Genomic DNA, 21,492 nt, shown 5'->3' with positions numbered 1-21,492 from the left:
TTGGGGATTATGGAAATGGCAGAGAATCAATACTACGGCACTGGCCGTCGCAAAAGCTCAGCTGCTCGTGTTTTCATCAAACCAGGCAGCGGTAACATCGTAATCAACAAGCGTGAACTAGACGTTTACTTCGGTCGTGAGACTTCTCGTATGGTTGTTCGTCAGCCACTTGAGCTAGTTGAAATGACTGACAAGCTAGACCTATACATCACTGTTAAAGGTGGTGGTATTTCTGGTCAAGCTGGCGCTATCCGTCACGGTATCACTCGCGCTCTTATGGAGTACGATGAGTCTCTACGTCCTGCTCTACGTGCAGCTGGCTACGTTACTCGTGACGCTCGTCGCGTTGAACGTAAGAAAGTTGGTCTACGTAAAGCACGTCGTCGTCCACAGTTCTCTAAGCGTTAATTTCTACCCAGAAATTACGCTCTGGTTTTTACCGGATTGTGGTTCAAAGCTCGGCTATATGCCGGGCTTTTTGTTTTTATATTCCTCGTGTAAAACATTTCTTCCGTATTACACTGACTTATCGAAATTTCCCCATATTAAATAACCTTACTTTTTTGTGAACTTCTGAACGATTTCTTGTTATAAATGTTAACAAAAGGTGTATTTTTACTTATTATTCCCGCTTAATAAGTAAAACTATTAATTTTTTGTTAGCCAGAACACTCCGTAGTCACACCATAACCATAATTGCGGAGTAAATGGGAGATATGTTGGATGAGCAATGCGCCTTTAAACAGTGGACGTAGGCGTTTTCTGACCGCTACAACAGCAGTTGTTGGTGGCTTAGGAACGGTCGCAGTCGCTGTACCTTTTATAAAGTCCTGGAACCCTAGCGCAAAAGCGAAAGCTGCAGGTGCTCCAGTTGAAGTTGATATCGGGAAACTTGATGATGGTCAGATGGTACGCGTCGAATGGCGTGGTAAGCCTGTCTGGGTTGTTAAGCGCCCTGAATCTACAGTTAATGCCCTAAAAGAAGTTGATGACCAACTTGCAGACCCTGCGTCTTCAGTTGAGCAACAGCCTGCCTATGCACAAAATGCTTACCGCTCAATAAAACCTGAGTATTTTGTTGCCGTTGGTATTTGTACCCACCTTGGTTGTTCACCTACCTATTTACCAGACAGTTTCAGTGAACAGGTTCAGGGAGTGAAGTCAGGGTTCTTCTGCCCATGTCATGGTTCTAAGTTTGATATGGCTGGCCGTGTATTCTCCGGAGTGCCAGCCCCGTATAACCTTGTGATACCAAGACACATGTACCTTAGCGATAGTAGGATTATTATCGGTGTGGATGAAGAGGGAGAAGCGTAATGCAAGGACTAATGGATTGGTTTGAAAAACGCCTGCCTATGATGAATGCTTATAAAAAGCATTTGTCTGAATATCCGATGCCGAAGAACTTTAACTTTTGGTATCTGTTTGGCTCTTTAGCAATGTTGGTTCTGGTAAACCAACTTGTAACTGGTATTTGGCTGACAATGAGCTATGAACCATCAGGTGATGGCGCATTTGCTTCAGTTGAATACATCATGCGTGATGTTGAGTACGGTTGGTTGCTTCGTTATATGCACTCTACCGGAGCATCCGCATTTTTCGTTGTGGTATATCTGCACATGTTTCGTGGTCTTATTTATGGTTCTTACCAGAAACCACGTGAGCTACTGTGGATCTTCGGTATGCTTATCTTCCTGGTGTTGATGGCAGAAGCATTTATGGGATACCTACTTCCTTGGGGACAGATGTCCTACTGGGGGGCTCAGGTAATTATCTCGTTATTTGGTGCCATACCGGTCATCGGTGATGATTTAACATTGTGGATTCGTGGTGACTATGTAATCTCGGGAGCAACGCTGAACCGCTTCTTCGCTCTGCACGTTATTGCCCTTCCTATCGTTCTTCTTCTACTTGTTGTGTTACATATTTTGGCACTGCATGAAGTAGGTTCGAATAACCCTGATGGTATCGAAACTAAGCTACCTAAAGGGACTATGGGTGAAGATTACAAGACCCAGTTCAAGTTCCACGAATACTACGATAAGAAGTACGACATAATCGACTCTATTCCTTTCCACCCGTATGGAACGGTTAAGGACTTAATCGGTATTGCAGGCTTCCTGTTCTTATTCTGTTATGTGCTGTTCTTTAACCCAGAGATGGGCGGTTACTTCCTCGAGCCACCTAACTTTGAAGCGGCAAACCCGCTGAAGACTCCTGAGCATATTGCTCCAGTGTGGTACTTCACACCGTTCTACGCGATTTTGCGTGCGGTACCAGATAAGCTTCTTGGTGTTGTTGCAATGGGCGGCGCAATTATTGTGCTATTCCTGCTACCATGGTTAGACCGCTGTAAAGTGCGTTCTTACCGTTACCGTAGTAAGTTTCATTTGATTAATATCATCCAGTTTACAGTCAGCTTTATTGCTCTGGGTATCCTTGGAGCACTACCCGCGACTGACCTGTATACGCTATTAGCGCGTATCTTTAGCCTGGGATATTTCATGTTCTTTGTATTGCTGTTTTTCTACAGTAAAAACGAGGCAACTAAGCCACTACCAGAGAGGGTGACATTCAAATGAAAAAATGGATTTTAGTATTATTTGCGATGTTACCAACACTGGCGTTTGCTGCTGGTGGAAGTAGCGTGCCGTTAGATGCAGCAAACAACGATCTGCGAGATAAAGCATCTTTACAGAATGGTGCGAAGTTGTTTATGAACTACTGCTTTGGCTGTCACTCGACTCAGTATCAACGTTACCAACGTGTAGCGGAAGACATTGGTATTCCTCTGGATCTTATGAAAGAACATATGGTGTTCGATCCTGAAGCGAAGATCGGCGACTTGATGGAAAATGCGATTCCTGAAAAAGATGCGGCTAAGTGGTTCGGTGCTCCACCACCAGACCTAACACTAGTTGCTCGTGTTCGTGGTACAGACTGGTTATATACTTATCTTCGTACGTTCTACCATGATCCTGCGAAGACATTTGGTGTAAACAATATTGTTTTCCCAAGTGTTGGTATGCCACATGTGCTTGAAGAGCTTCAGGGTGTAACCACACCAGTTTATGAGACTCATACCGTTGATGGTGTTGAGGTAACAAAAGTTGTTGGTGTTGAGTCAGATGGTACTGGTGAGTTGAGTGCTAGCGAGTATGATAACGCAGTGCGAGATCTTGTTAACTTCCTTGAGTATTCTGCTGAACCTATGAAGCTTGAAAGACAAGCTATGGGTTGGTGGGTCATGGGCTTCCTTGTTATCTTCACTATCGTAGTGGTTCTACTTAAGAAAGAGTATTGGCGTGATGTGCATTAATTATGCTATCATACAGCGCTAATTTTTGTGCAATGGAGGCAATTAGCCTCCATTGTTTTTTTGTTTGTAAGTGTTCTGGAGGGCTCAATGGCTGTTGCTGCCAATAAACGTTCTGTTATGACTCTTTTTTCTAGTGCATCTGATATGTATAGCCATCAGGTTCGTATCGTGCTGGCAGAAAAAGGGGTAAGTGTTGAAGTTGAATTGGTTGATGAAGCCAATCTGCCAAATGAACTGATTGAGCTAAATCCATATAAGTCGGTTCCGACTCTGATTGATCGTGAACTTGCGCTATATGATTCAAAGATCATCATGGAATATCTTGATGAGCGTTTTCCTCATCCACCACTAATGCCTGTTTATCCGGTTGCTCGTGGTAACACTCGTCTGATGATTTACCGTATTGAGCGTAACTGGTACTCAGTAGCTCGTAAAATCGTAGAAGGCAATGCAGAAGAAGCTGAGCAGGCTCGTCAGAAGCTTCGCAATGACCTGCTAACTCTTGCTCCAGTTTTCGCAGAGTATGAGTACTTCATGAGTGAAGAGTTCAGCCTTATCGATTGCTACCTTGCTCCGCTGCTATGGCGTTTACCTGTACTTGGTATTGAGCTAACAGGTCCTGGTTCTAAAGAGCTTAAAGTTTACATGAACCGTGTATTTGAACGTGATTCATTCCTGGCTTCTCTAACTGAAGCTGAGCGCGAGATGCGTCTGGTACGTTAATCCATGGATATTGATGCAATGACACCACGTCGCCCTTATTTGTTAAGGGCGTTTTATGAGTGGTTGGTTGATAATGATCTAACGCCGCATTTGGTTGTTGACGCGACGCTTAACGGTGTTCGCGTTCCTCTTGAGTTTGTTCAGGATGGACAGATCATTCTGAATGTTGCACCGAGAGCTGTGGGTAACCTGGAAATGGGTAACGAATCTATTACGTTCAATGCTCGTTTCGGAGGCAGACCTCATTCGGTTATGGTCCCTCTATATGCTGTTCAGGCTATCTACGCCAGAGAGAATGGTGCGGGAACAATGTTCGAACCAGAAGATGCTTATCTCGATATTCTGGATGCGGATGAACAGGAAGATGAAATTTTTTCGACTGTTGATAGTGCTGATGCCCTAGAACAGGAAGCAGAAGCTCCAGAGGATAAGCCTACACCTCCAAAAGGCAGACCGAGCCTAAGAGTGGTTAAATAAAAAAAGCAGCGAAAGCTGCTTTTTTTTGTATCTGTATCTTTAGATTAAAGATCTTGTTCAGTAAATGTCTCTTCTTCAATTGGCTGAATAAACTCTACAGACTCAGAAGGTGAAGTATTAGATTCAGTTGCTTGCTTTACATGTACAGGCTTAGTATCTGACAGCTCCTGGGTTGGAGCTGGCCCATCTAAATCCTTTTCCTGTGTATTCTGTACAGGCTTGCTTTCGCCATAATAGAAAGCTTTGACTACTCTCTTAACACCTGAAACATTCCGAGCAATTTCAACGGCAAAGTCGGCTTGCTGTTGTGTTACAACACCAACAAGGAAAACCTCAGCGTCTTCGGTGTAAACAGAGACTTTGGCGCCCTTAAGTTCGTCTTTACCTACTAAAGCACTTTTTACTTTAGTGGTAATCCAAACGTCGTTGCTTACTTCGCTAATACTTAGGAGAGGTTTAACTTTCATCTGGTTATAGATGTTCTTAACCCCTTTGATCTTAGCTACTTCATTGGTGATGCGATCTTTATACTCCTGATTAACTGCTTGTCCCATAAGCAGTATATCCCCACGGTATGTCGTCGCATTCACTCTGACATTAAACTGGAGCGGAGGCTTATTACCAAGAGCTTGAGCCTGGAGAGAAATATCGTTGTCGGTAAGCAGTTCTTTGCTCGATCTTGGATCCGTTACCGCATAAACGGTAGTGGCAGCGCCGACTGCAACAACACCAGCGCAACCAGATAGGTTAACAAGCGTCGCGGCCAATATTACAGAGAATAAAGTCTTCTTCATGTTTATTTACTCTTCGTGAGAAGGGAATAAAACCTGATCGATCAGATCGCAAAGGCAATGCAGTGTCACCATATGAACTTCATGGATTCTCGCCGTTCTTTGTGACGGGATACGTATCTCAACGTCATGTTCACCAAGGAGCCCTGCCATTTCGCCGCCGTCTTTCCCAGTCAATGCAATGATGGTCATGTCTCGACTTACGGCTGCTTCCATCGCCTTAACAATGTTTTTGCTATTGCCGCTGGTAGAGATAGCAAGAAGGATATCCCCTTGCTGGCCAAGTGCGCGTACCTGCTTAGAGAAGACTTCCTGGTAGTGGTAGTCGTTGGCTACAGCCGTAACCGTCGTGTTGTCCGTGTTGAGAGACATTGCAGGTAAACTTGGTCGTTCAGTTTCGAAACGATTTAAGAGACAGGATACAAATTGCTGAGCGTTCGCTGCTGAGCCGCCATTACCGCAACATACTATTTTGTTGCCGTTTAGCAAGCTGGTAACCATTGCCTGAGCTGCGTGAGTGATTGCATCCGGTAGGGCTTCAGCGGATGCGATTTGAATCTGAATGCTTTCTGTAAAGCTCTCTTTAATGCGTTCTTGCATGTTTATCCTTCGGTAATTGCGTTCTTAATCCAGTTGATATCTTTCCCTTCGCGATGAATAGCAATGACATCGAACCGAAAATCAGTCATGTACGGAGAGTGTTTATTGGACTTAAGCCAGATATTAGCGGTTCGCTTTATTCGATTAATTTTCTTCGTATTCACGAACTCAGCAGCATTACCGTAACGTTCATCTTTGCGATATTTTACCTCGACAAAAACAAAAGTGCTGCCGTCTTTCATAATTAAATCTATCTCACCAAACTTGGTGTTGTAGTTTTCGGTAATGAAAGTTAACCCCCGGCTTACAAGATATTTTTTGGCCAGGGCTTCATATTTGTTGCCTATCAATCGACGGCTAAAGAGCATCATACTCCGCCCAGTCTACCTCTCTCTGGATGATGCACTGTTCACCCATAGATAGCACACCAGTTTTACCATGCACTCGATAATCTGGGACAACCTGCATTTTTGGAAGTTCAGTAATTAGCTGATAGGCATCCATTCCCAATGCATGGAGTCGTTTCTGTCCATTACTCTGCTCTGGCCATAACTCTGACATTTGAGTATTTAACACTTCATTGTCCTCAACAAGAAGAGGGATATCGCTATAAACCACACCAGATAGGTCCTCAAACTGACGTTTACCGCTATTACTCCTTGAGTTAGAGAATAGTTTAGGCGGTGTCGCTTCTGGGTTAATTGCTACTTCAATAAACGGTTTGATCAGCGTTAGCTCAGAGCTTCTTGCTACGATATAAACAGAATCGATATCCCTGCGGCTACGAGGTTGATTCTCAGTCTCGGTTTTTAGCAGGTTATCCATTTGAACTATTCGTGCCTGGCTAGACTTAAGACCGAACACAGTATCAATGGTTTGTTGCAATTGAGCTTTAGAACCAAAGTATGCAACCTCAACTTCTGTCTTGTTGTCTACTGCCCACTCTTTCTGGAATGCGTCGGTAACACGCTTACCTAAAGCGCCTTTTGGTGCCAGGATTAGCGGGTACTTGAATCCTTGCCCTGAAAGGTGCTTAGCTGCCTGGCTGACTTCTTGTTCCGGAGAAAGGGTCAGATAACAATACCCAGGATTGTCAGCTAAGTCTTCAGGGAAGTTTAGAGCTAGCATAGGAATCGGCTCAGCTCGTGTATCCAGTACCGCCTGAACGTCTTCTATCTCTGACTTAACCAGTGGACCAACGACAAAATCTATATTTTCACTTGTTAGCTTTGCATTGATCTCTTCGGCACTTAATTTATTGGTATCAATAACCGTTAAAGTCGCATCTTTGTCGCGCATCGAGTCCTGAAGCAAAGCAAACAAGAAGCCATCTCGTACGAGTTTGCCCTGTTTTTCATATCTTCCGGTGATTGGAAGGAGTAGTGCCGTTTTCTTAGGCTCAATGATTTCCAGATTCAGGATTTCCTTTATAGCATCTGGTGTATATGTAGCGGCAGGGTGTTGAGGGTTCTCAGTAAACCATGACTCAAGAGTAGATTTTAGCTCCGAGACATTACTTCTCATAACGTTCATGTAAAGAGACAGTGAAATCCAACCCCTAAGGTTCCAGTCATCGGTTTTCGCCTGAAAATTATTAAGGTCAAGTTCTGAGTACTGAGACAGGTTTTCCCAGATCTTCGATGCAATCAGTTCCTGTTCTTGTTCAGGTGAAATAGAGTACAATTCGTTTAGTTCGACACTTGAGTTGAAATAGTCACCGGTAGCGTCAAAAGCTTCTCCCCTTATGTTGTGATATTCAACCCATTGGGTATTATCCAACTCCCACCAGGGTTCAAAGTACAACTCTTGAAGAACAACTTCGTACCTTTCTAGTGCCATATCGTTTTGTGCACGCAATAGTTTCCACTCAGACAACTGAGTTATAGATAGGTTTTGCTTCTCAAGTCGATTAATGATCAGAGATGCTTGTTGAGTATCACCAGACTCGATAGCCGCTTTCAGAGCCATGATCAGCCAGTCATTTTGAATGCTGCCCTGACTGCTATCCGCCTTGATTAAATATGCTTCAACGCTCTGTGCCGGAGCGGATGTAATATCCACCGATTGCGGCGCAGGCGGTTTAGAAGAACACGCAGCTAATGTAATTGCTAGTGCAATTGGAGTAACGATGCGTGGTACACTAATTTGCTTGTGGTTCTTTCTAGCCATGAGTTCTTATTCAACTATGTGTAAAATTGTCTCTATATTAATCGCTGAAGTGATGGTAAACAAATGACAGATAACAAAACTTACCCGTCTGAGATCCCAACTCTCTATATTGTACCGACTCCTATAGGAAATCTAGGAGATATTACCCAGAGAGCCCTGGATGTCCTGTCGTCTGTAGACGTAATAGCTGCAGAGGATACAAGACATACAGGTAAGTTGCTATCACACTTCAATATTCAGACCAGAACATTTGCGCTTCATGATCACAATGAGCAGCAAAAGGCTCAGGTTCTGGTAGAACGTTTAAAAGAAGGACAATCCATTGCTCTGGTTTCTGATGCTGGTACACCACTTATCAGTGATCCAGGGTATCATCTTGTTACAAAATGTCGTCAGGCAGGCGTTAAAGTTGTTCCTCTTCCTGGTGCCTGTGCGGTGATTACTGCGCTAAGTGCCTCTGGTTTACCTTCGGATAGGTTTAGCTTTGAAGGTTTTCTTCCTCCGAAAAGCAAGGGTCGACAAGACAAGCTAAGAGAGATTGAAAAGGCTGAGCGTACCTGTATTTTTTACGAATCCCCTCACCGAATTATGGATTCACTGCAAGATATGCTGGTTGTTCTTGGTCCTGAGCGAGAAGTTGTTCTTGCCCGTGAGCTAACCAAAACTTATGAAACCATTCAGGGAATGCCGCTTGGAGAGCTGATTCCATGGATTGAAGAAGATGACAATCGCAAAAAAGGCGAGATGGTACTGCTGATTCATGGTTATCGGGAAAGTTCCGAAGAAGAATTTTCACCAGAGGCGATAAGGTTACTTGAGTTACTAACCAAAGAGTTACCTTTGAAAAAAGCGGCGGCAATTGTGGCTGAAATGCATGGATTTAAGAAAAACGCCCTATATAAATGGGGATTAGAGAATTTGGGGTAGGTTACGGGTTACAGGTTACAGGTTACAGGTTCTCGGGGAAGTTTTGGTTATTGGTTGCTATAAGTGTTGGCTTAAAGTACAATCCGCGGCCGGAGTCGACCGGGTAGTCGCTGCTTCGTTGATGTCCTTCTTCCACGTGTTGGGGGAGACTGACGGAGGGGAGGAAAGTCCGGGCTCCATAGAGCAGGGTGCCAGGTAACGCCTGGGGGGCGCAAGCCCACGACAAGTGCAGCAGAGAGAAGACCGCCGATGGCCCGTAAGGGCTCAGGTAAGGGTGAAAGGGTGCGGTAAGAGCGCACCGGGCGACTAGCAATAGTTCGTTGCAAGGTAAACTCCACCCGGAGCAAGACCAAATAGGCCTCCACATTGCGTTGCTCGCGTAAGGAGGCGGGTAGGTTGCTGGAGCCAGTGAGCGATTGCTGGCCTAGACGAATGGCTACCGCCGCGCAAGCGGAACAGAACCCGGCTTACAGGTCGACTCCCCTAATTGCTGGTTTTGATCCTGAGCTGAAAGCCCTTTTCAGCTCAGGATTGAAGTGCATCTCCTTCTATTCCTCATCTTTTCCTTACGTGATTAATTCTTTTTTTCAACCAAACACCATTTTTGTCTCATATTTACGTTTTTAATCTGTACTTCGCGATATATGCCTTGAAATCGGGCGCTCTCTAACAAAGTTCTGCTACCATTAACACATAACAAAATTTACAAAAAAATAACAACGTTATCAGTAATGGCTGGAGGAATTTATGATGTTCCGTTTAGCGTCAGGCATAGGCATATCTATTATGCTGCTGTCTTCGTTTGTCTTTGCAAACGAGGGGAATGCGGTGAATAGCCCTCAACGAGAAGAAATAAAGCATTCTCGCGACACTATTGTTGTTGGTCGAGTGAGTGCTAACCCTCGAAAACATTTTAAGCATCTTAAACCGGTCGCCGACTATCTAGCTCATAATCTCCAAGATCTTGGTATATCCAAAGGAGAAGTGTTGTTTGCCAAAGATAATGAGCAGATGGTTCGTTATATCAAACAAGGTAAGATCGACTTTATCACCGAAACTATTTTTTCTGCTGTTGAGTTTCGTCAAAGGGCAGGAGCTGAGGTTGTGCTGCGTAGATGGAAGAAAGGCGTTCCAGAGTATTCTTCCATCATCTTTACAAGAAAAGATAACGATATTGCATCATTTGAAAATCTAATTGGTAAAACAATTGCGTTTCAGGATCAAGGCTCTACAACCGCGTTTTACGTACCCGCTTCTATTCTTATTCAGAACGGCTATAAGCTAATACAACTTGATAACCCTCGCGATAAACCACCTGCTGACTCTATTGGTTATGTGTTTGCTAAAAAAGAGATAAATATTTCTGCATGGGTTCACAAAGGCATAGTTGCTGCAGGGGCGTTAAGTAATCTCGACTGGGATAACGATGAGGATATGCCAACTAACTTTCGGGGAGATAGCCGGGTCATCTATGAAAGTATCCCATTTCCGCGAAGTGTTGAACTGATAAGAAAAGATATTGATCCTGCGATAAAGCATAGGCTTGTAGAGATATTAATCTCCGCGCATGAAGTCGATGAAGGGAAAGAGGTCCTTAAAGCTTACCAAAAAACGACCAGGTTTGATGAGCTATCTGGTTCTGAAGAAAGTTTCAGGTTGGTAAGCGAACTTACTTCGATACTATCAGAGCAGCTTTAACTGGAGTGGCGCAAGGACGTGTCATTAGGGGTATATATGACGGACAGAAATATAAAGTTCGGTATTCAGTGGCGTTTTATAGTGGGCAGCATTGGGCTGCTTACTCTGATCATTACAATCATTGCCGGTGTTCTACTATATAGCTTTCACGCAACTTCCGAGAATGTGCTAGCGCAAAGTGCCAACGACACAGAAACCAGTCTGCTTATTCAGGTCCGAAAAAGAGGGAAGAGTATTCTGGACTACCTCTCTCGCTCACTTATCAATCCTGTTTATCAGTTTGATATGGATGCGACATATAACCTCCTTAAACCAGCCATACTCAATAATGAAGTTAATTCCGTTATTGTTTTCGATAAAAACGGCACGATTTTTCATGATGGTGATGATGCAATACCTTCATACGGAGAAAAGATAAGTAACGATGTATTGTTAGATAGTGTTTTGGGACAGAAGCAAGCTTACTCAAATATCGATAGTTATGAGTTAACTATGGCGCAACCTATATTGATCTCGGACGAAGTTCTCGGTGGGATCATTCTGACCCTCTCCTTAGATCCAATTCAGAAAGATATAGAAACGATCACTTCTAATATAATTGAGGCAAGCGACGCCGGCCAAAAGAAGTTGCAGATCGCCCTCATCGTTACCGCCTGTGTATCAGGCATTGTCGGAATACTTATCGCTGTAATTCTATCCCGCTCTTTAGTAGCTCCTATTCATGATTTGGTTATTCATACAAAAAAAATTGTAAAAGGTGACTATGAAAGTGAAAACAAGGTTGAACGGGATGATGAAATCGGAGAGCTCGCGCAGGCATTCAATGAGATGGGGCGCAGTATTAAGAGACAAACACAGGAAATATCTTTTCTTGCGTATCACGACTCTCTAACCAAGCTTCCTAACCGTAATATGTTTATTAAACGGTTAACTCAGATTATTACCAGAAAGAAAGCCAATGAAGTTTTTTCAGTTTTTTTCTTGATCTGGATGAGTTCAAATTTGTAAATGACAACTACGGGCACGAAACAGGGGATCTGCTTTTGTGCGAAGTTGCAGATAGGATAACGGATAACTTGAGGGGGAGTGATTTCTTCGTAGGTCACAAAGAGCCATCTTCAGAGTTTGTAGCCAGAATTGGTGGTGATGAGTTTTTGATCTGCCTTCCTGAGGTTGATGCTAGCATCAGTGCTGCGAAGGTAGCACAGCGTCTAATTCAGGCTATTCAAGCTCCTATTACTCTTGGACAAGAAGAGATCATTATTGCAGGTAGTATTGGTATAGCTAACTATCCGAATGATGGCAGTACCGCAGAAGAGCTAATTAAAAATGCCGATATCGCTATGTATCAGGCTAAAAACATGGGAAAAAATACTTTCGCGAACTTTGATCAGGAATTGAACCAGCAAGTCAGGCTGCGTATGGAAGTAGAGCAAGATTTACGCAAAGCGATTGATAGCGATATGAGTCAATTTGAACTACTGTATCAGCCACAGTTTGCGTTTGACTCTTCAGAACTTGTTGGTGCGGAGGCTCTTATTCGATGGCACCATCCAAAGAAAGGGCTAGTTTCCCCGGACAGGTTTATCCAGATAGCAGAAGAGTGCGGATTAATCCTGCCTATTGGAGAATGGGTTATAAACACTGTTTGTAAGCAGTTAAAGGTTTGGCAGGAGTTTTATTCGGAGAGCTTTCATCTGGCTATAAACCTTTCCGCAAGGCAGGTCTATCGAAGTAATGTCGTAGAGTGTTTAAACGAGGCGCTGGATCGATACTCAATCTCCCCTGATAGGCTGCATGTTGAGGTGACAGAAAGCATCCTATTGAAGGATGAATCCTATGCTAAATGTATATTGGATGATATTAGAGGTTTAGGTATTCAACTGTGGTTAGATGACTTTGGTACGGGTTATTCATCTCTATCTTATCTGAGAACTTTTGAATTTGATGGAGTAAAGGTAGATCGCAGTTTCATATCAGACATTGAAATTGATAACTTTGACAGAGCCCTTACTTCTGCAGTGATAGATATGGCTCAAAGCTTGAATATATCAGTCGTTGCGGAGGGTGTTGAAACTGAGTTGCAAGCCGATTTTCTAGCAGAAAAGCGGTGCGATATTGGACAGGGATATTTCTTTAGTAAGCCAGTATCTAATACGGAATTTGAAAATCGCTTTTTCCTTTATCAGCAAGTGAAACATACGATGAGTGTATAAAGAATAGTCGATACAACTATTAGATGCTTACTTACCAATTTTAGAGCCTTACTTATACGGTCATTTGCAGAAATTTGACTGCAAATAACATATTAAAGCTAGCCACATTAATGCAAATCAGTACACTATTACCCTGCTTTACTTAACATAATGCCGCGTTGTTGCGCTTGTTGCATATGCCCTTTAGGACAATGAGATCCAAACATGACTGAATCATTCCAACATATTTCTGTTTTACTTAATGAATCCATTGATGGTCTGGCAATTAAACCAGACGGCATTTATATCGATGGAACTTTTGGTCGTGGTGGACACAGCCGTAACATCCTTTCCCGGCTTGGCGAAAACGGCCGCCTATACAGTATCGACAGAGACCCAACTGCGATAGCAGAAGCAAATAAAATCGATGATCCACGATTCACCATTATTCATGGGCCATTTTCTGGAATGGCAGAATATGCAGAAGAGTATGGGATCTCTGGCAAAGTTGACGGTGTACTGCTTGATCTTGGCGTATCTTCTCCTCAGTTAGATGACGCGGAGCGTGGTTTCAGCTTTATGAAAGATGGCCCACTTGATATGCGTATGGATCCAACTTCGGGTATTCCTGCTTCTCAATGGTTGCTTGAAGCGGACTTAGACGACATTACCTGGGTACTGCGTCAGTTTGGCGAAGAGAAGTTTGCCCGCAGAATTGCCAGAGCTATTGTGGAGCATCGAGAAGATGAAGAGAAAGAGCCGCTAACTCGTACCAGCCAGCTTGCAAAACTTATCTCTGATGTTTCACCATCACGAGAAAAGAAAAAACATCCAGCGACACGTAGTTTTCAGGCTATCCGAATCTACATAAACAGTGAGCTGGAAGAGATCGATACTGCGTTGAAAGGTGCTCTAAGCATTCTTGCGCCAGAGGGACGTTTGTCTGTTATCAGTTTTCACTCTCTAGAAGATCGCATGGTAAAACGCTTTATGCGTAAAGAGAGCAAAGGACCAGAAGTTCCTCACGGTATTCCGCTGACAGAAGATCAGATCAAAGAACTTGGTAGCGCTAAGCTGAAAACCGTAGGTAAAGCTATCATGCCTTCAAAAGAAGAGGTTGAGCTAAACAGTCGCTCACGTAGTTCAGTATTGAGAATTGCTGAGAAGCTTTAATGTTTTTAAGCCGATTCTTTAAGTCAGGAGCGGAGGCTGAACAAAAAGATCAGCCTAATCTGGTCAAAATAATACTGATAGATATTTTTACGGTAGGCAGGCTACCGCTATTTATGTTGGTTGCGATTTTTGCTCTGGCGATGGGGGTCGTGTTCAGCACCCATCATACCCGTCAGGCAGTTACTGAGAAAAATCAGACGTTGCAAGAGCGCGATAGATTAGACAATGAATGGCGAAACCTGATTTTAGAAGAGAATGCATTATCGGAGCATAGTCGAGTGCAAGCTGTAGCTGAAGACGATCTTGAAATGATTCGTCCCGATGCAGATAAGGAAGTTTCGGTTTCTCTGAAATGATTTGGAATAAGAAAAAAACGTCACCAAAGCGCAAACAAGTCCGGGCAGACAAAAAAGGCGCAGATAAAAATACGGCCAAAAACAGAAGTGCTAATAAGCGGATTGTAAAAAAAGAGCCCGAATCATTATTAATTAAGTGGCGTTTGTTTGTCGTTTTAGGCTTTGTTGCATTGGCCTTCTTCGCCCTGATTGGTAGAGCCGCCTATATCCAGGTTATCGAGCCGGATAACCTCATCCGACAGGGAGATATGCGCTCAGTCCGGGTCAAATCTCTTCCTTCTGCTCGTGGAATAATCTCAGACCGTAACGGTGAACAACTAGCAGTAAGTGTTCCTGTGCAAGCCGTCTGGGCTGATCCGGTTGCCATTTTTAAAGCCGGTGGAATTCAAGAAAAAGAACGCTGGTACGCACTGGCGGATGTCCTCAATTTAAATCGAGAAGGGCTGATCAGGAAGATAGAGAAAAACAAAAAACGCAGGTTTATCTATCTTCAACGCCAGGTTAGCCCTGCAATGGCCAACTACATTAAGGAGTTAAAGCTTACTGGTGTAGGTCTAAATAATGAGTCTCGTCGCTACTACCCATCGGGTGAAGTTAGCGCTCACGTTATTGGTGTGACAGGTATTGATGACAAAGGTCTGGAAGGGGTTGAAAGAAGCTATGATTCCTGGCTGACAGGAGAGGCGGGTAAGCAAACTATCCGTAAAGACCGCTATGGTCGTGTGGTAGAAAATATCTCCCTGAATGAACGTAAGCAGGGTAAGCCGCTTGAGCTGACAATCGACCAACGCCTGCAGGCTATCGCGTATCGGGCTATTAAACAATCAGTAGCCGATCACAGAGCAACATCTGGTTCAATTGTTATTCTTGATGTCGAAACCGGTGAGATTTTGGCGATGGTTAACGCGCCGTCATACAACCCTAATAACCGCGAGCAGCTACAAAGTTTCCGCATGAGAAACCGGACAATAACTGACGCGATGGAGCCTGGCTCCACGATCAAGCCTTTTGTTGTATTGGCTGCACTGGAAAATGGTGTTGCTGATTCCAGCACCGTTATCGATACCGGTAACGGGATTATGCAAATCGGTGGCAGCCGGGTCAGAGATACATCCAAAATAGGCAAAGCCGATCTGGCAACCATTCTGAAGAAATCCAGTAACATAGGTGTTGCAAAACTAGCGCTTGAAATGCCGTTGGAAGCTCTGCTGGGAATGTACAGTTCTGTCGGGTTTGGCTCTACTTCAGGTATCAACCTGATTGGTGAAACAGAAGGTATTTTCCCGAACCGACATCGTTGGTCGCAGTTTGAAATTGCAACTCTGGCGTTCGGTTACGGTATTTCCGTTACCCCAGTACAATTGGCTCACGCCTACGCTACATTGGGTAGTTATGGTATTTATCGTCCCCTTCATATTGTGAAGGGTAATAAGCACGACACAGAACGCCAGGTAGTAGAGAAAGAGAACGCCAAATATGTTCTGGAGATGCTCGAAGGAGTTACGCAGGAAGGTGGTACTGCCACCCGGGCAGCGGTTCCGGGGTATCGTATCGCAGCTAAGACGGGTACTGCCAGAAAGGCAACCGCTGGTGGGTATAGTGATGAGTATGTCACGTTAACAGCTGGTGTGGCTCCTGTAAGTGACCCTAAAGTTGCAATGGTTGTAGTTGTAAATGAGCCACAGGGCGATCAGTATTATGGTGGTTCGGTTGCTGGTCCGGTTTTCTCTGAAGTAATGAAATCGACTCTACAAGTTCTGAATGTAGCGCCTGACGCACAATAAAAACGAGATAAAAATAGAATGACATTAAACCTCGAATCCCTTGTATCTCCCTGGCTCAAGATTGGTGACAAAGAGCTGGTGCAGCGAACAGTTATTAACCTCGAGCTCGATAGCCGTGCAGTAAAACCAGGTTCAACGTTTGTTGCTGTTATTGGGCACGCTGTAGACGGTAGAAAATTCATCGATAAAGCAATAGAGAATGGAGCAAGTTCAGTTATTGCCGAGGCATGTGAAAACAAGAAACATGGATTGATAGAGTATTTAGATCAGGTACCAGTAATCTATCTCCAAGAGTTAGGAAAAATCCTATCTGATCTCGCTAGCCGTTTATACCCAGAAAAGCCTGAGCTAGTTGGTGTAACAGGTACCAATGGCAAAACCACCATAACTCAGCTTATTGCACAATGGATAGACCTTTCAGGAAAACGAGCTTCAGTAATGGGGACGACTGGAAATGGTTTTCTGGATGACTTGCAACCAGCTGCGAACACCACCGGTAGCGCAATCGAAATTCAAAAAACATTGAGTCAGTTATCGGAAAAAGGTTCTGACTACACCGCATTAGAGGTATCTTCTCACGGCCTGGTCCAGGGGAGGGTAAGAGCGCTTTCCTTTTCAGCAGGTGTCTTTACTAATCTCAGCCGCGATCACCTGGATTATCACGGCACAATGGAAGAGTACGCCAAAGCGAAGCTACAGCTATTTACTGCGCACCAATGTGAAAATGCAATTATCAATGCAGATGACTCGGTTGGACAAAAGTGGCTCGCTGATTTGCCTCAAGCTATCGCGGTTTCCCTAAAAGGGCAACCAAAGCAAGAGAAAGCACTCTGGGCAAATAAAGTTATCTATTCAGAAAATGGTATTACTATCCAGTTTGATGGATTTTGGGGCAAAGGTGAGTTAAAAGCGCCTTTGATTGGGGCCTTTAATGCGTCGAACCTGATGCTGGCTTTTGCCACATTGCTGTCTCTTGGTTTTCCTATTGCAGATCTTATTTTTGGCTCAGAGAAGCTACAACCTGTTGTAGGACGAATGGAGCTTTTCCAGTGTTCTGACAAAGCCAAAATAGTGGTGGATTACGCACATACCCCTGATGCACTAGAAAAAGCGCTCTCCGCATTGCGAGTGCATTGCAATGGCCAGTTATGGGCTATTTTCGGTTGTGGTGGTGACAGAGACAGTGGTAAACGCCCGATGATGGCAGGTATTGCTGAAGCGTTAGCCGACCGAGTTATTCTGACCGATGATAACCCTCGTAGTGAAGATGCTGCACTCATTGTAAAAGACATGCTGGCAGGGATGAATGAAGCTGACAAAGCGGTAATTCGTCATGACCGCTATGAAGCCTTGCTTTATGCGGCAGAGAGAGCAGGAAACGAAGATATTATCCTTCTTGCCGGAAAAGGGCATGAAGACTATCAGGTATTAAATGGTGAAACGATCCACTACTCCGATCGTGAGTCAGCAATGAAGATTTTAGGAATAACAGAATGATCTCAACATCACTTACAGAATTAAGTGCAGTTCTTGGAGCTAAGCTGATTGGTGAGAATTGTGTGATTGATGCAGTATCGACAGATACCAGAACCCTTTCAAAAGGTGCGCTATTTGTTGCTCTGATTGGTGAAAAATTCGATGCGCATAATTTTGCTGAACAAGCCAGAGAAAATGGAGCAAGCGCTTTGCTTGTCAATCGCGAGTTGCCAACAGAGCTGCCGCAGTTGGTGGTCGAAGATACCTTAGTCGCTCTCGGTGCACTGGGTTCATGGGTTCATAAGAAATGTGATATCCAGACTCTGGCAATCACCGGAAGCTGCGGCAAGACAACAGTAAAAGAGATGGTTACGTCCATTCTTAATCAGAAGGGAAAGGTGCTGGCTACTGCAGGTAACTTCAACAATGATATTGGCTGTCCTCTTACATTGCTTTGCTCAGAGCCGGATCACGACTATGCGGTGATTGAGCTAGGCGCAAATCATATCGGTGAAATTGCCTATACAACCGCTCTGGTGAAACCTTCGCTGGCACTGGTAAACAACGTCGCGGAATCTCATCTGGAAGGCTTTGGCTCGATGGATGGTGTTAAACAGGCTAAAGGTGAAATTTATCAGGGGCTTTCAGAGAGTGATGTCGCTGTCGTTAACCTCGATAGCAATGGAGAGCACTTCTGGGAAGATATACTGAGTGACAAGAAAGTTGTAACTTTCTCGACTGTTGACCAGAGTGCAGATTACTACCCAACCAATATCGTATTAAATGATCGTGGTGAAGCGAGCTTTATCCTTCACTCACCAGAAGGTGAAGTTGACGTTCAGCTAGGTATTGTTGGTCAACATAATGTCGGGAATGCTTTAGCTGCTGCTGCTCTCGCCATGAACTTTAGTGCTTCTCTGGAAGAAGTTCGCTCGGGACTTGCTGAGCTGTCTAATGTAAAGGGGCGGGTAGAAACTCATCAACTAACTGAAAAAGTTAAGCTAATCGACGATAGCTATAATGCCAGCGTTCCAGCGATGAAAGCGGCCGTTGACCTACTTTCAACATATTCCGGACAGCGATGGCTAATTTTAGGTTATATGGCTGAATTGGGTGAGGAAAGTCTTGCACTTCACCGTCAAGTCGGTGAACATGCAGCACCATTCAAGTTCGAGCATGTACTTACCTTTGGCGAAGATACCAAAGTAATAAGTGATGTGTGTAATGGCTTGCATTTTGATACACATGACGAACTTCTGACTTATATAGAACAAAATTTATACAAAGACTCCGTCCAGGTGCATACTCTTTTGGTTAAGGGTGCAAACAGTGCGCGAATGAGCACTGTGGCGGAAGCTTTGAAGGAGAACTATAAATGATTATCTGGCTTGCTGAATTACTACAGCCATATTTTTCGTTTCTGCGACTATTTGAATACTTGTCTTTTCGCTCGATTCTGAGTGTTTTGACTGCATTAGGGCTTTCTCTATGGATGGGCCCAAGACTAATCGCACGCTTACAACTTTTACAAATTGGGCAGGTAGTCAGAAACGACGGCCCTGAATCTCACTTTAGCAAGCGTGGAACGCCTACCATGGGTGGTGTCATGATCCTGGCGTCTATCGTAGTCAGTGTGTTGCTATGGTCTGACTTAACTAATCCGTATATCTGGGCCGTAATGGTCGTCCTTATGGGGTACGGAGCTGTGGGTTTTGTTGATGACTACCGCAAAGTGGTTAGAAAAGACCCGGCGGGTCTTATTGCTCGTTGGAAATACTTCTGGCAGTCCGCTATCGCAATCGTTGTGGCATTTGCACTATATGTTCATGGCAAAGATACTGCGGCGACTCAGCTGGTTGTCCCGTTCTTTAAAGACATAATGCCTCAGCTTGGTTTGTTCTACATTATCCTTACTTACTTTGTCATTGTAGGGACGAGTAATGCGGTTAACCTGACAGATGGTCTGGATGGGCTTGCCATTCTTCCTACTGTTCTTGTATCTGGTGGTTTTGCGTTTATAGCGTGGGCTACGGGTAACGTTAACTTCGCAGGTTACCTAAATATTCCTTACATTCCACACGCAAGTGAGTTAGTGATTTTCTGTGCCGCAATGGTTGGTGCCGGTCTTGGTTTCCTTTGGTTTAATACCTATCCTGCTCAAGTATTTATGGGCGATGTTGGCTCACTGGCTCTTGGTGGTGCACTAGGTACTATCGCAGTTTTAGTTCGTCAGGAGTTTGTATTGGTAATCATGGGTGGTGTTTTTGTAATGGAAACATTATCGGTAATTCTACAGGTTGGTTCATACAAACTGCGTGGACAGCGTGTATTCCGTATGGCCCCTATTCATCACCACTACGAACTGAAAGGCTGGCCTGAACCACGTGTCATTGTTCGTTTCTGGATTATCTCGATAGTTCTTGTATTGATCGGACTTGCTACTCTGAAGGTTCGTTAATAGATGGAACAGTGGAACAATATAGATAAGGTTGTTGTTCTGGGGCTCGGTATTACCGGGCTCTCAGTCGTTAATTACCTGCAGAAATTGCCAAAATCGCTTTCAATCAGAGTCATAGATACCAGAGACAATCCCCCGGGCAAAGATGAGCTGACCGCTGATGTTTCTCTGCATACCGGAAGCTGGAATATGGAGTGGTTACTGGATGCCGATCTTGTTGTAGCCAACCCTGGGATTGCTTTGGCTACACCAGAGCTCAAGCAGGTTGCTGATAAAGGTGTTCCTATTGTCGGTGATATCGAGCTGTTTGCATGGGCTGCTGACGCGCCAGTCATTGCTATCACTGGTTCTAATGGTAAAAGCACGGTAACCGATCTTACTGGTGTGATGGCGAAAGCAACGGGATTAAAAGTTGGTGTTGGCGGCAATATTGGCGTACCGGCATTAGAGCTATTAAATGACCCTAGTGATCTATATGTTCTGGAACTGTCGAGCTTTCAGCTGGAAACCACTTCCAGCTTAAAACTAAAAGCAGCGGCTTTTCTTAATCTTTCAGAAGATCATATGGATCGTTATGAAGGAAAACTGTCGCTGTACAAACAAGCTAAGCAAAGAATATTTGCTCATGCAGAATATGCGGTAGTGAATCGCGATGATCCGGAAACTTACCCTGAAAATTATGAAGGGAAAGTGGTTACATTCGGTTTTGATAATAGCGAGTTCGGTTTAAGTCGGGATAATGGCATAGAGTTCGTGTCCGATAATGGACAGAATGTGTTAGCGACATCAGAGCTGAGTCTGGTCGGCAAGCACAATATAGCAAACGTGTTAACCGTATTGGCTCTGTTGCGATGCGCCGATGTCGATTACACAAAGGCATTCGAAGTTTTGAAAACGTATCAGGGGCTAACACACCGTTGCCAGTTAGTGATTGAGAAAAATGGTGTTCGTTGGGTTAATGATTCAAAGGCGACAAATGTTGCCAGTACCTTAGCCGCTTTGTCCGGGCTTGATTGTGCTGGTACGTTGCACTTACTTGTCGGTGGTGTGGGCAAAGGTGCAGATTTCTCAGAGTTAGCTCCGGCGTTAAAGCGGTTGGACGTTAAGCTTTATTGTTACGGTGAGGATGGTGATGAGTTTATGGATCTTCACCCGAGTGCTTCTCGCTGGGAATCAATAGAAGAGATCGTACTCTCAGTTTCAAAAGAGGTTCAGGAAGGCGATATGGTGATGCTTTCACCTGCCTGTGCCAGCTTTGATCAGTTCAAAAACTTTATGGCCAGGGGAGATGCTTTCGCTCAACTGGCTGAACAGTATTCGTAATCTTGATGTGTAGGTAAGTTTGT

21 protein-coding genes and 1 other RNA gene are annotated in these 21,492 nt (G+C 44.2%); 18 read left to right on the top strand and 4 right to left on the bottom strand.

Going from position 1 to position 21,492, the window contains the following annotated elements:
* The first annotated feature begins 15 nt into the window (after positions 1–15).
* The 6 genes from rpsI to sspB all read left to right on the top strand — a co-directional run bounded on the left by rpsI (position 16) and on the right by sspB (position 4,519).
* Entirely contained in the window at positions 16–408 is a 393-nt protein-coding gene (rpsI, locus tag P7F88_RS24725; protein WP_277829160.1) for a 30S ribosomal protein S9, read from the top strand.
* 315 nt (positions 409–723) lie between these two features.
* Entirely contained in the window at positions 724–1,317 is a 594-nt protein-coding gene (gene petA / locus P7F88_RS24720; RefSeq protein ID WP_277829159.1) for a ubiquinol-cytochrome c reductase iron-sulfur subunit, read from the top strand.
* The gene (locus P7F88_RS24715) at positions 1,317–2,582 is read left to right on the top strand and encodes a cytochrome b (protein ID WP_277829158.1); all 1,266 of its coding nucleotides are present in this window, start codon (positions 1,317–1,319) and stop codon (positions 2,580–2,582) included. The genes petA and P7F88_RS24715 overlap by 1 nt, the downstream gene beginning before the upstream one ends.
* On the top strand, positions 2,579–3,319 hold the full coding sequence (locus P7F88_RS24710; RefSeq protein ID WP_277829157.1) for a cytochrome c1: 741 nt from the start codon (positions 2,579–2,581) through the stop codon (positions 3,317–3,319). Before P7F88_RS24715 ends, P7F88_RS24710 begins: the two co-directional genes overlap by 4 nt.
* 87 nt (positions 3,320–3,406) lie before the next feature.
* Positions 3,407–4,042 carry a stringent starvation protein SspA gene (sspA, locus tag P7F88_RS24705; protein ID WP_277829156.1) on the top strand — a complete coding sequence of 212 codons (636 nt, stop codon included), beginning with the start codon at positions 3,407–3,409 and terminating at the stop codon, positions 4,040–4,042.
* A gap of 3 nt (positions 4,043–4,045) precedes the next feature.
* Positions 4,046–4,519, top strand: coding sequence for a ClpXP protease specificity-enhancing factor (gene sspB, locus P7F88_RS24700; protein WP_277829155.1), 474 nt, complete (start codon positions 4,046–4,048; stop codon positions 4,517–4,519).
* Between the two features lie 44 nt (positions 4,520–4,563).
* Here sspB and P7F88_RS24695 read toward each other — a convergent pair whose 3' ends face one another.
* The 4 genes from P7F88_RS24695 to P7F88_RS24680 are packed head-to-tail and all read right to left on the bottom strand — an operon-like array spanning position 4,564 to position 8,079.
* Positions 4,564–5,313: a BON domain-containing protein gene (locus P7F88_RS24695; RefSeq protein ID WP_277829154.1), complete on the bottom strand. Its 750-nt coding sequence runs from the start codon at positions 5,311–5,313 to the stop codon at positions 4,564–4,566.
* Positions 5,314–5,319: 6 nt separating this feature from the next.
* Positions 5,320–5,910 carry a phosphoheptose isomerase gene (locus P7F88_RS24690; protein ID WP_277829153.1) on the bottom strand — a complete coding sequence of 197 codons (591 nt, stop codon included), beginning with the start codon at positions 5,908–5,910 and terminating at the stop codon, positions 5,320–5,322.
* A 2-nt stretch (positions 5,911–5,912) separates the two neighbouring features.
* Complete coding sequence (locus P7F88_RS24685) at positions 5,913–6,281, bottom strand: YraN family protein (protein WP_277829152.1); 369 nt, start codon at positions 6,279–6,281, stop codon at positions 5,913–5,915.
* Positions 6,268–8,079, bottom strand: a complete 1,812-nt coding sequence (locus P7F88_RS24680; protein WP_277829151.1) for a penicillin-binding protein activator — start codon at positions 8,077–8,079, stop codon at positions 6,268–6,270. The genes P7F88_RS24685 and P7F88_RS24680 overlap by 14 nt, the downstream gene beginning before the upstream one ends.
* A gap of 63 nt (positions 8,080–8,142) precedes the next feature.
* Between P7F88_RS24680 and rsmI the strand changes: the two genes are divergently transcribed.
* The 12 genes from rsmI to murD all read left to right on the top strand — a co-directional run bounded on the left by rsmI (position 8,143) and on the right by murD (position 21,469).
* Positions 8,143–9,006 (top strand): 16S rRNA (cytidine(1402)-2'-O)-methyltransferase, encoded by an 864-nt coding sequence (gene rsmI / locus P7F88_RS24675; protein WP_277829150.1) that lies wholly within the window; start codon positions 8,143–8,145, stop codon positions 9,004–9,006.
* A gap of 91 nt (positions 9,007–9,097) precedes the next feature.
* Positions 9,098–9,492, top strand: an RNA gene (gene rnpB / locus P7F88_RS24670) — RNase P RNA component class A.
* Between the two features lie 261 nt (positions 9,493–9,753).
* On the top strand, positions 9,754–10,704 hold the full coding sequence (locus P7F88_RS24665; RefSeq protein ID WP_277829149.1) for a phosphate/phosphite/phosphonate ABC transporter substrate-binding protein: 951 nt from the start codon (positions 9,754–9,756) through the stop codon (positions 10,702–10,704).
* Between the two features lie 36 nt (positions 10,705–10,740).
* On the top strand, positions 10,741–11,712 hold the full coding sequence (locus P7F88_RS24660; protein WP_277829148.1) for a HAMP domain-containing protein: 972 nt from the start codon (positions 10,741–10,743) through the stop codon (positions 11,710–11,712).
* Positions 11,691–12,920 (top strand): putative bifunctional diguanylate cyclase/phosphodiesterase, encoded by a 1,230-nt coding sequence (locus P7F88_RS24655; protein WP_277829275.1) that lies wholly within the window; start codon positions 11,691–11,693, stop codon positions 12,918–12,920. The genes P7F88_RS24660 and P7F88_RS24655 overlap by 22 nt, the downstream gene beginning before the upstream one ends.
* A gap of 204 nt (positions 12,921–13,124) precedes the next feature.
* On the top strand, positions 13,125–14,072 hold the full coding sequence (rsmH, locus tag P7F88_RS24650) for a 16S rRNA (cytosine(1402)-N(4))-methyltransferase RsmH (protein ID WP_277829147.1): 948 nt from the start codon (positions 13,125–13,127) through the stop codon (positions 14,070–14,072).
* A complete protein-coding gene (gene ftsL, locus P7F88_RS24645; RefSeq protein ID WP_277829146.1) occupies positions 14,072–14,428 on the top strand; it encodes a cell division protein FtsL in 357 nt (118 codons plus the stop codon). The genes rsmH and ftsL overlap by 1 nt, the downstream gene beginning before the upstream one ends.
* Positions 14,425–16,212 (top strand): penicillin-binding transpeptidase domain-containing protein, encoded by a 1,788-nt coding sequence (locus P7F88_RS24640; RefSeq protein WP_277829145.1) that lies wholly within the window; start codon positions 14,425–14,427, stop codon positions 16,210–16,212. The genes ftsL and P7F88_RS24640 overlap by 4 nt, the downstream gene beginning before the upstream one ends.
* Positions 16,213–16,230: 18 nt before the next feature.
* Positions 16,231–17,709: a UDP-N-acetylmuramoyl-L-alanyl-D-glutamate--2,6-diaminopimelate ligase gene (gene murE / locus P7F88_RS24635; protein WP_277829144.1), complete on the top strand. Its 1,479-nt coding sequence runs from the start codon at positions 16,231–16,233 to the stop codon at positions 17,707–17,709.
* A complete protein-coding gene (locus P7F88_RS24630; RefSeq protein WP_277829143.1) occupies positions 17,706–19,067 on the top strand; it encodes a UDP-N-acetylmuramoyl-tripeptide--D-alanyl-D-alanine ligase in 1,362 nt (453 codons plus the stop codon). The genes murE and P7F88_RS24630 overlap by 4 nt, the downstream gene beginning before the upstream one ends.
* The gene (gene mraY, locus P7F88_RS24625) at positions 19,064–20,146 is read left to right on the top strand and encodes a phospho-N-acetylmuramoyl-pentapeptide-transferase (RefSeq protein ID WP_277829142.1); all 1,083 of its coding nucleotides are present in this window, start codon (positions 19,064–19,066) and stop codon (positions 20,144–20,146) included. The genes P7F88_RS24630 and mraY overlap by 4 nt, the downstream gene beginning before the upstream one ends.
* A 3-nt stretch (positions 20,147–20,149) precedes the next feature.
* Positions 20,150–21,469, top strand: a complete 1,320-nt coding sequence (gene murD / locus P7F88_RS24620) for a UDP-N-acetylmuramoyl-L-alanine--D-glutamate ligase (protein ID WP_277829141.1) — start codon at positions 20,150–20,152, stop codon at positions 21,467–21,469.
* Positions 21,470–21,492: the final 23 nt, after the last annotated feature.

The organism is Vibrio hannami (assembly GCF_029589055.1).
Taxonomy (GTDB): Bacteria; Pseudomonadota; Gammaproteobacteria; order Enterobacterales; family Vibrionaceae; genus Vibrio; species Vibrio hannami.
The sequence above is the reverse complement of the archived record's forward strand: the minus strand, read 5'-3'. Positions and strand labels throughout refer to the sequence as shown.

Coding starts and splice junctions, on each gene's coding strand:
- rpsI (WP_277829160.1), top strand. CDS start 16: ATGGCAGAGAATCAATACTACGGCACTGGCCGTCGCAAAAGCTCAGCT.
- petA (WP_277829159.1), top strand. CDS start 724: ATGAGCAATGCGCCTTTAAACAGTGGACGTAGGCGTTTTCTGACCGCT.
- P7F88_RS24715 (WP_277829158.1), top strand. CDS start 1,317: ATGCAAGGACTAATGGATTGGTTTGAAAAACGCCTGCCTATGATGAAT.
- P7F88_RS24710 (WP_277829157.1), top strand. CDS start 2,579: ATGAAAAAATGGATTTTAGTATTATTTGCGATGTTACCAACACTGGCG.
- sspA (WP_277829156.1), top strand. CDS start 3,407: ATGGCTGTTGCTGCCAATAAACGTTCTGTTATGACTCTTTTTTCTAGT.
- sspB (WP_277829155.1), top strand. CDS start 4,046: ATGGATATTGATGCAATGACACCACGTCGCCCTTATTTGTTAAGGGCG.
- P7F88_RS24695 (WP_277829154.1), bottom strand. CDS start 5,313: ATGAAGAAGACTTTATTCTCTGTAATATTGGCCGCGACGCTTGTTAAC.
- P7F88_RS24690 (WP_277829153.1), bottom strand. CDS start 5,910: ATGCAAGAACGCATTAAAGAGAGCTTTACAGAAAGCATTCAGATTCAA.
- P7F88_RS24685 (WP_277829152.1), bottom strand. CDS start 6,281: ATGATGCTCTTTAGCCGTCGATTGATAGGCAACAAATATGAAGCCCTG.
- P7F88_RS24680 (WP_277829151.1), bottom strand. CDS start 8,079: ATGGCTAGAAAGAACCACAAGCAAATTAGTGTACCACGCATCGTTACT.
- rsmI (WP_277829150.1), top strand. CDS start 8,143: ATGACAGATAACAAAACTTACCCGTCTGAGATCCCAACTCTCTATATT.
- P7F88_RS24665 (WP_277829149.1), top strand. CDS start 9,754: ATGATGTTCCGTTTAGCGTCAGGCATAGGCATATCTATTATGCTGCTG.
- P7F88_RS24660 (WP_277829148.1), top strand. CDS start 10,741: ATGACGGACAGAAATATAAAGTTCGGTATTCAGTGGCGTTTTATAGTG.
- rsmH (WP_277829147.1), top strand. CDS start 13,125: ATGACTGAATCATTCCAACATATTTCTGTTTTACTTAATGAATCCATT.
- ftsL (WP_277829146.1), top strand. CDS start 14,072: ATGTTTTTAAGCCGATTCTTTAAGTCAGGAGCGGAGGCTGAACAAAAA.
- P7F88_RS24640 (WP_277829145.1), top strand. CDS start 14,425: ATGATTTGGAATAAGAAAAAAACGTCACCAAAGCGCAAACAAGTCCGG.
- murE (WP_277829144.1), top strand. CDS start 16,231: ATGACATTAAACCTCGAATCCCTTGTATCTCCCTGGCTCAAGATTGGT.
- P7F88_RS24630 (WP_277829143.1), top strand. CDS start 17,706: ATGATCTCAACATCACTTACAGAATTAAGTGCAGTTCTTGGAGCTAAG.
- mraY (WP_277829142.1), top strand. CDS start 19,064: ATGATTATCTGGCTTGCTGAATTACTACAGCCATATTTTTCGTTTCTG.
- murD (WP_277829141.1), top strand. CDS start 20,150: ATGGAACAGTGGAACAATATAGATAAGGTTGTTGTTCTGGGGCTCGGT.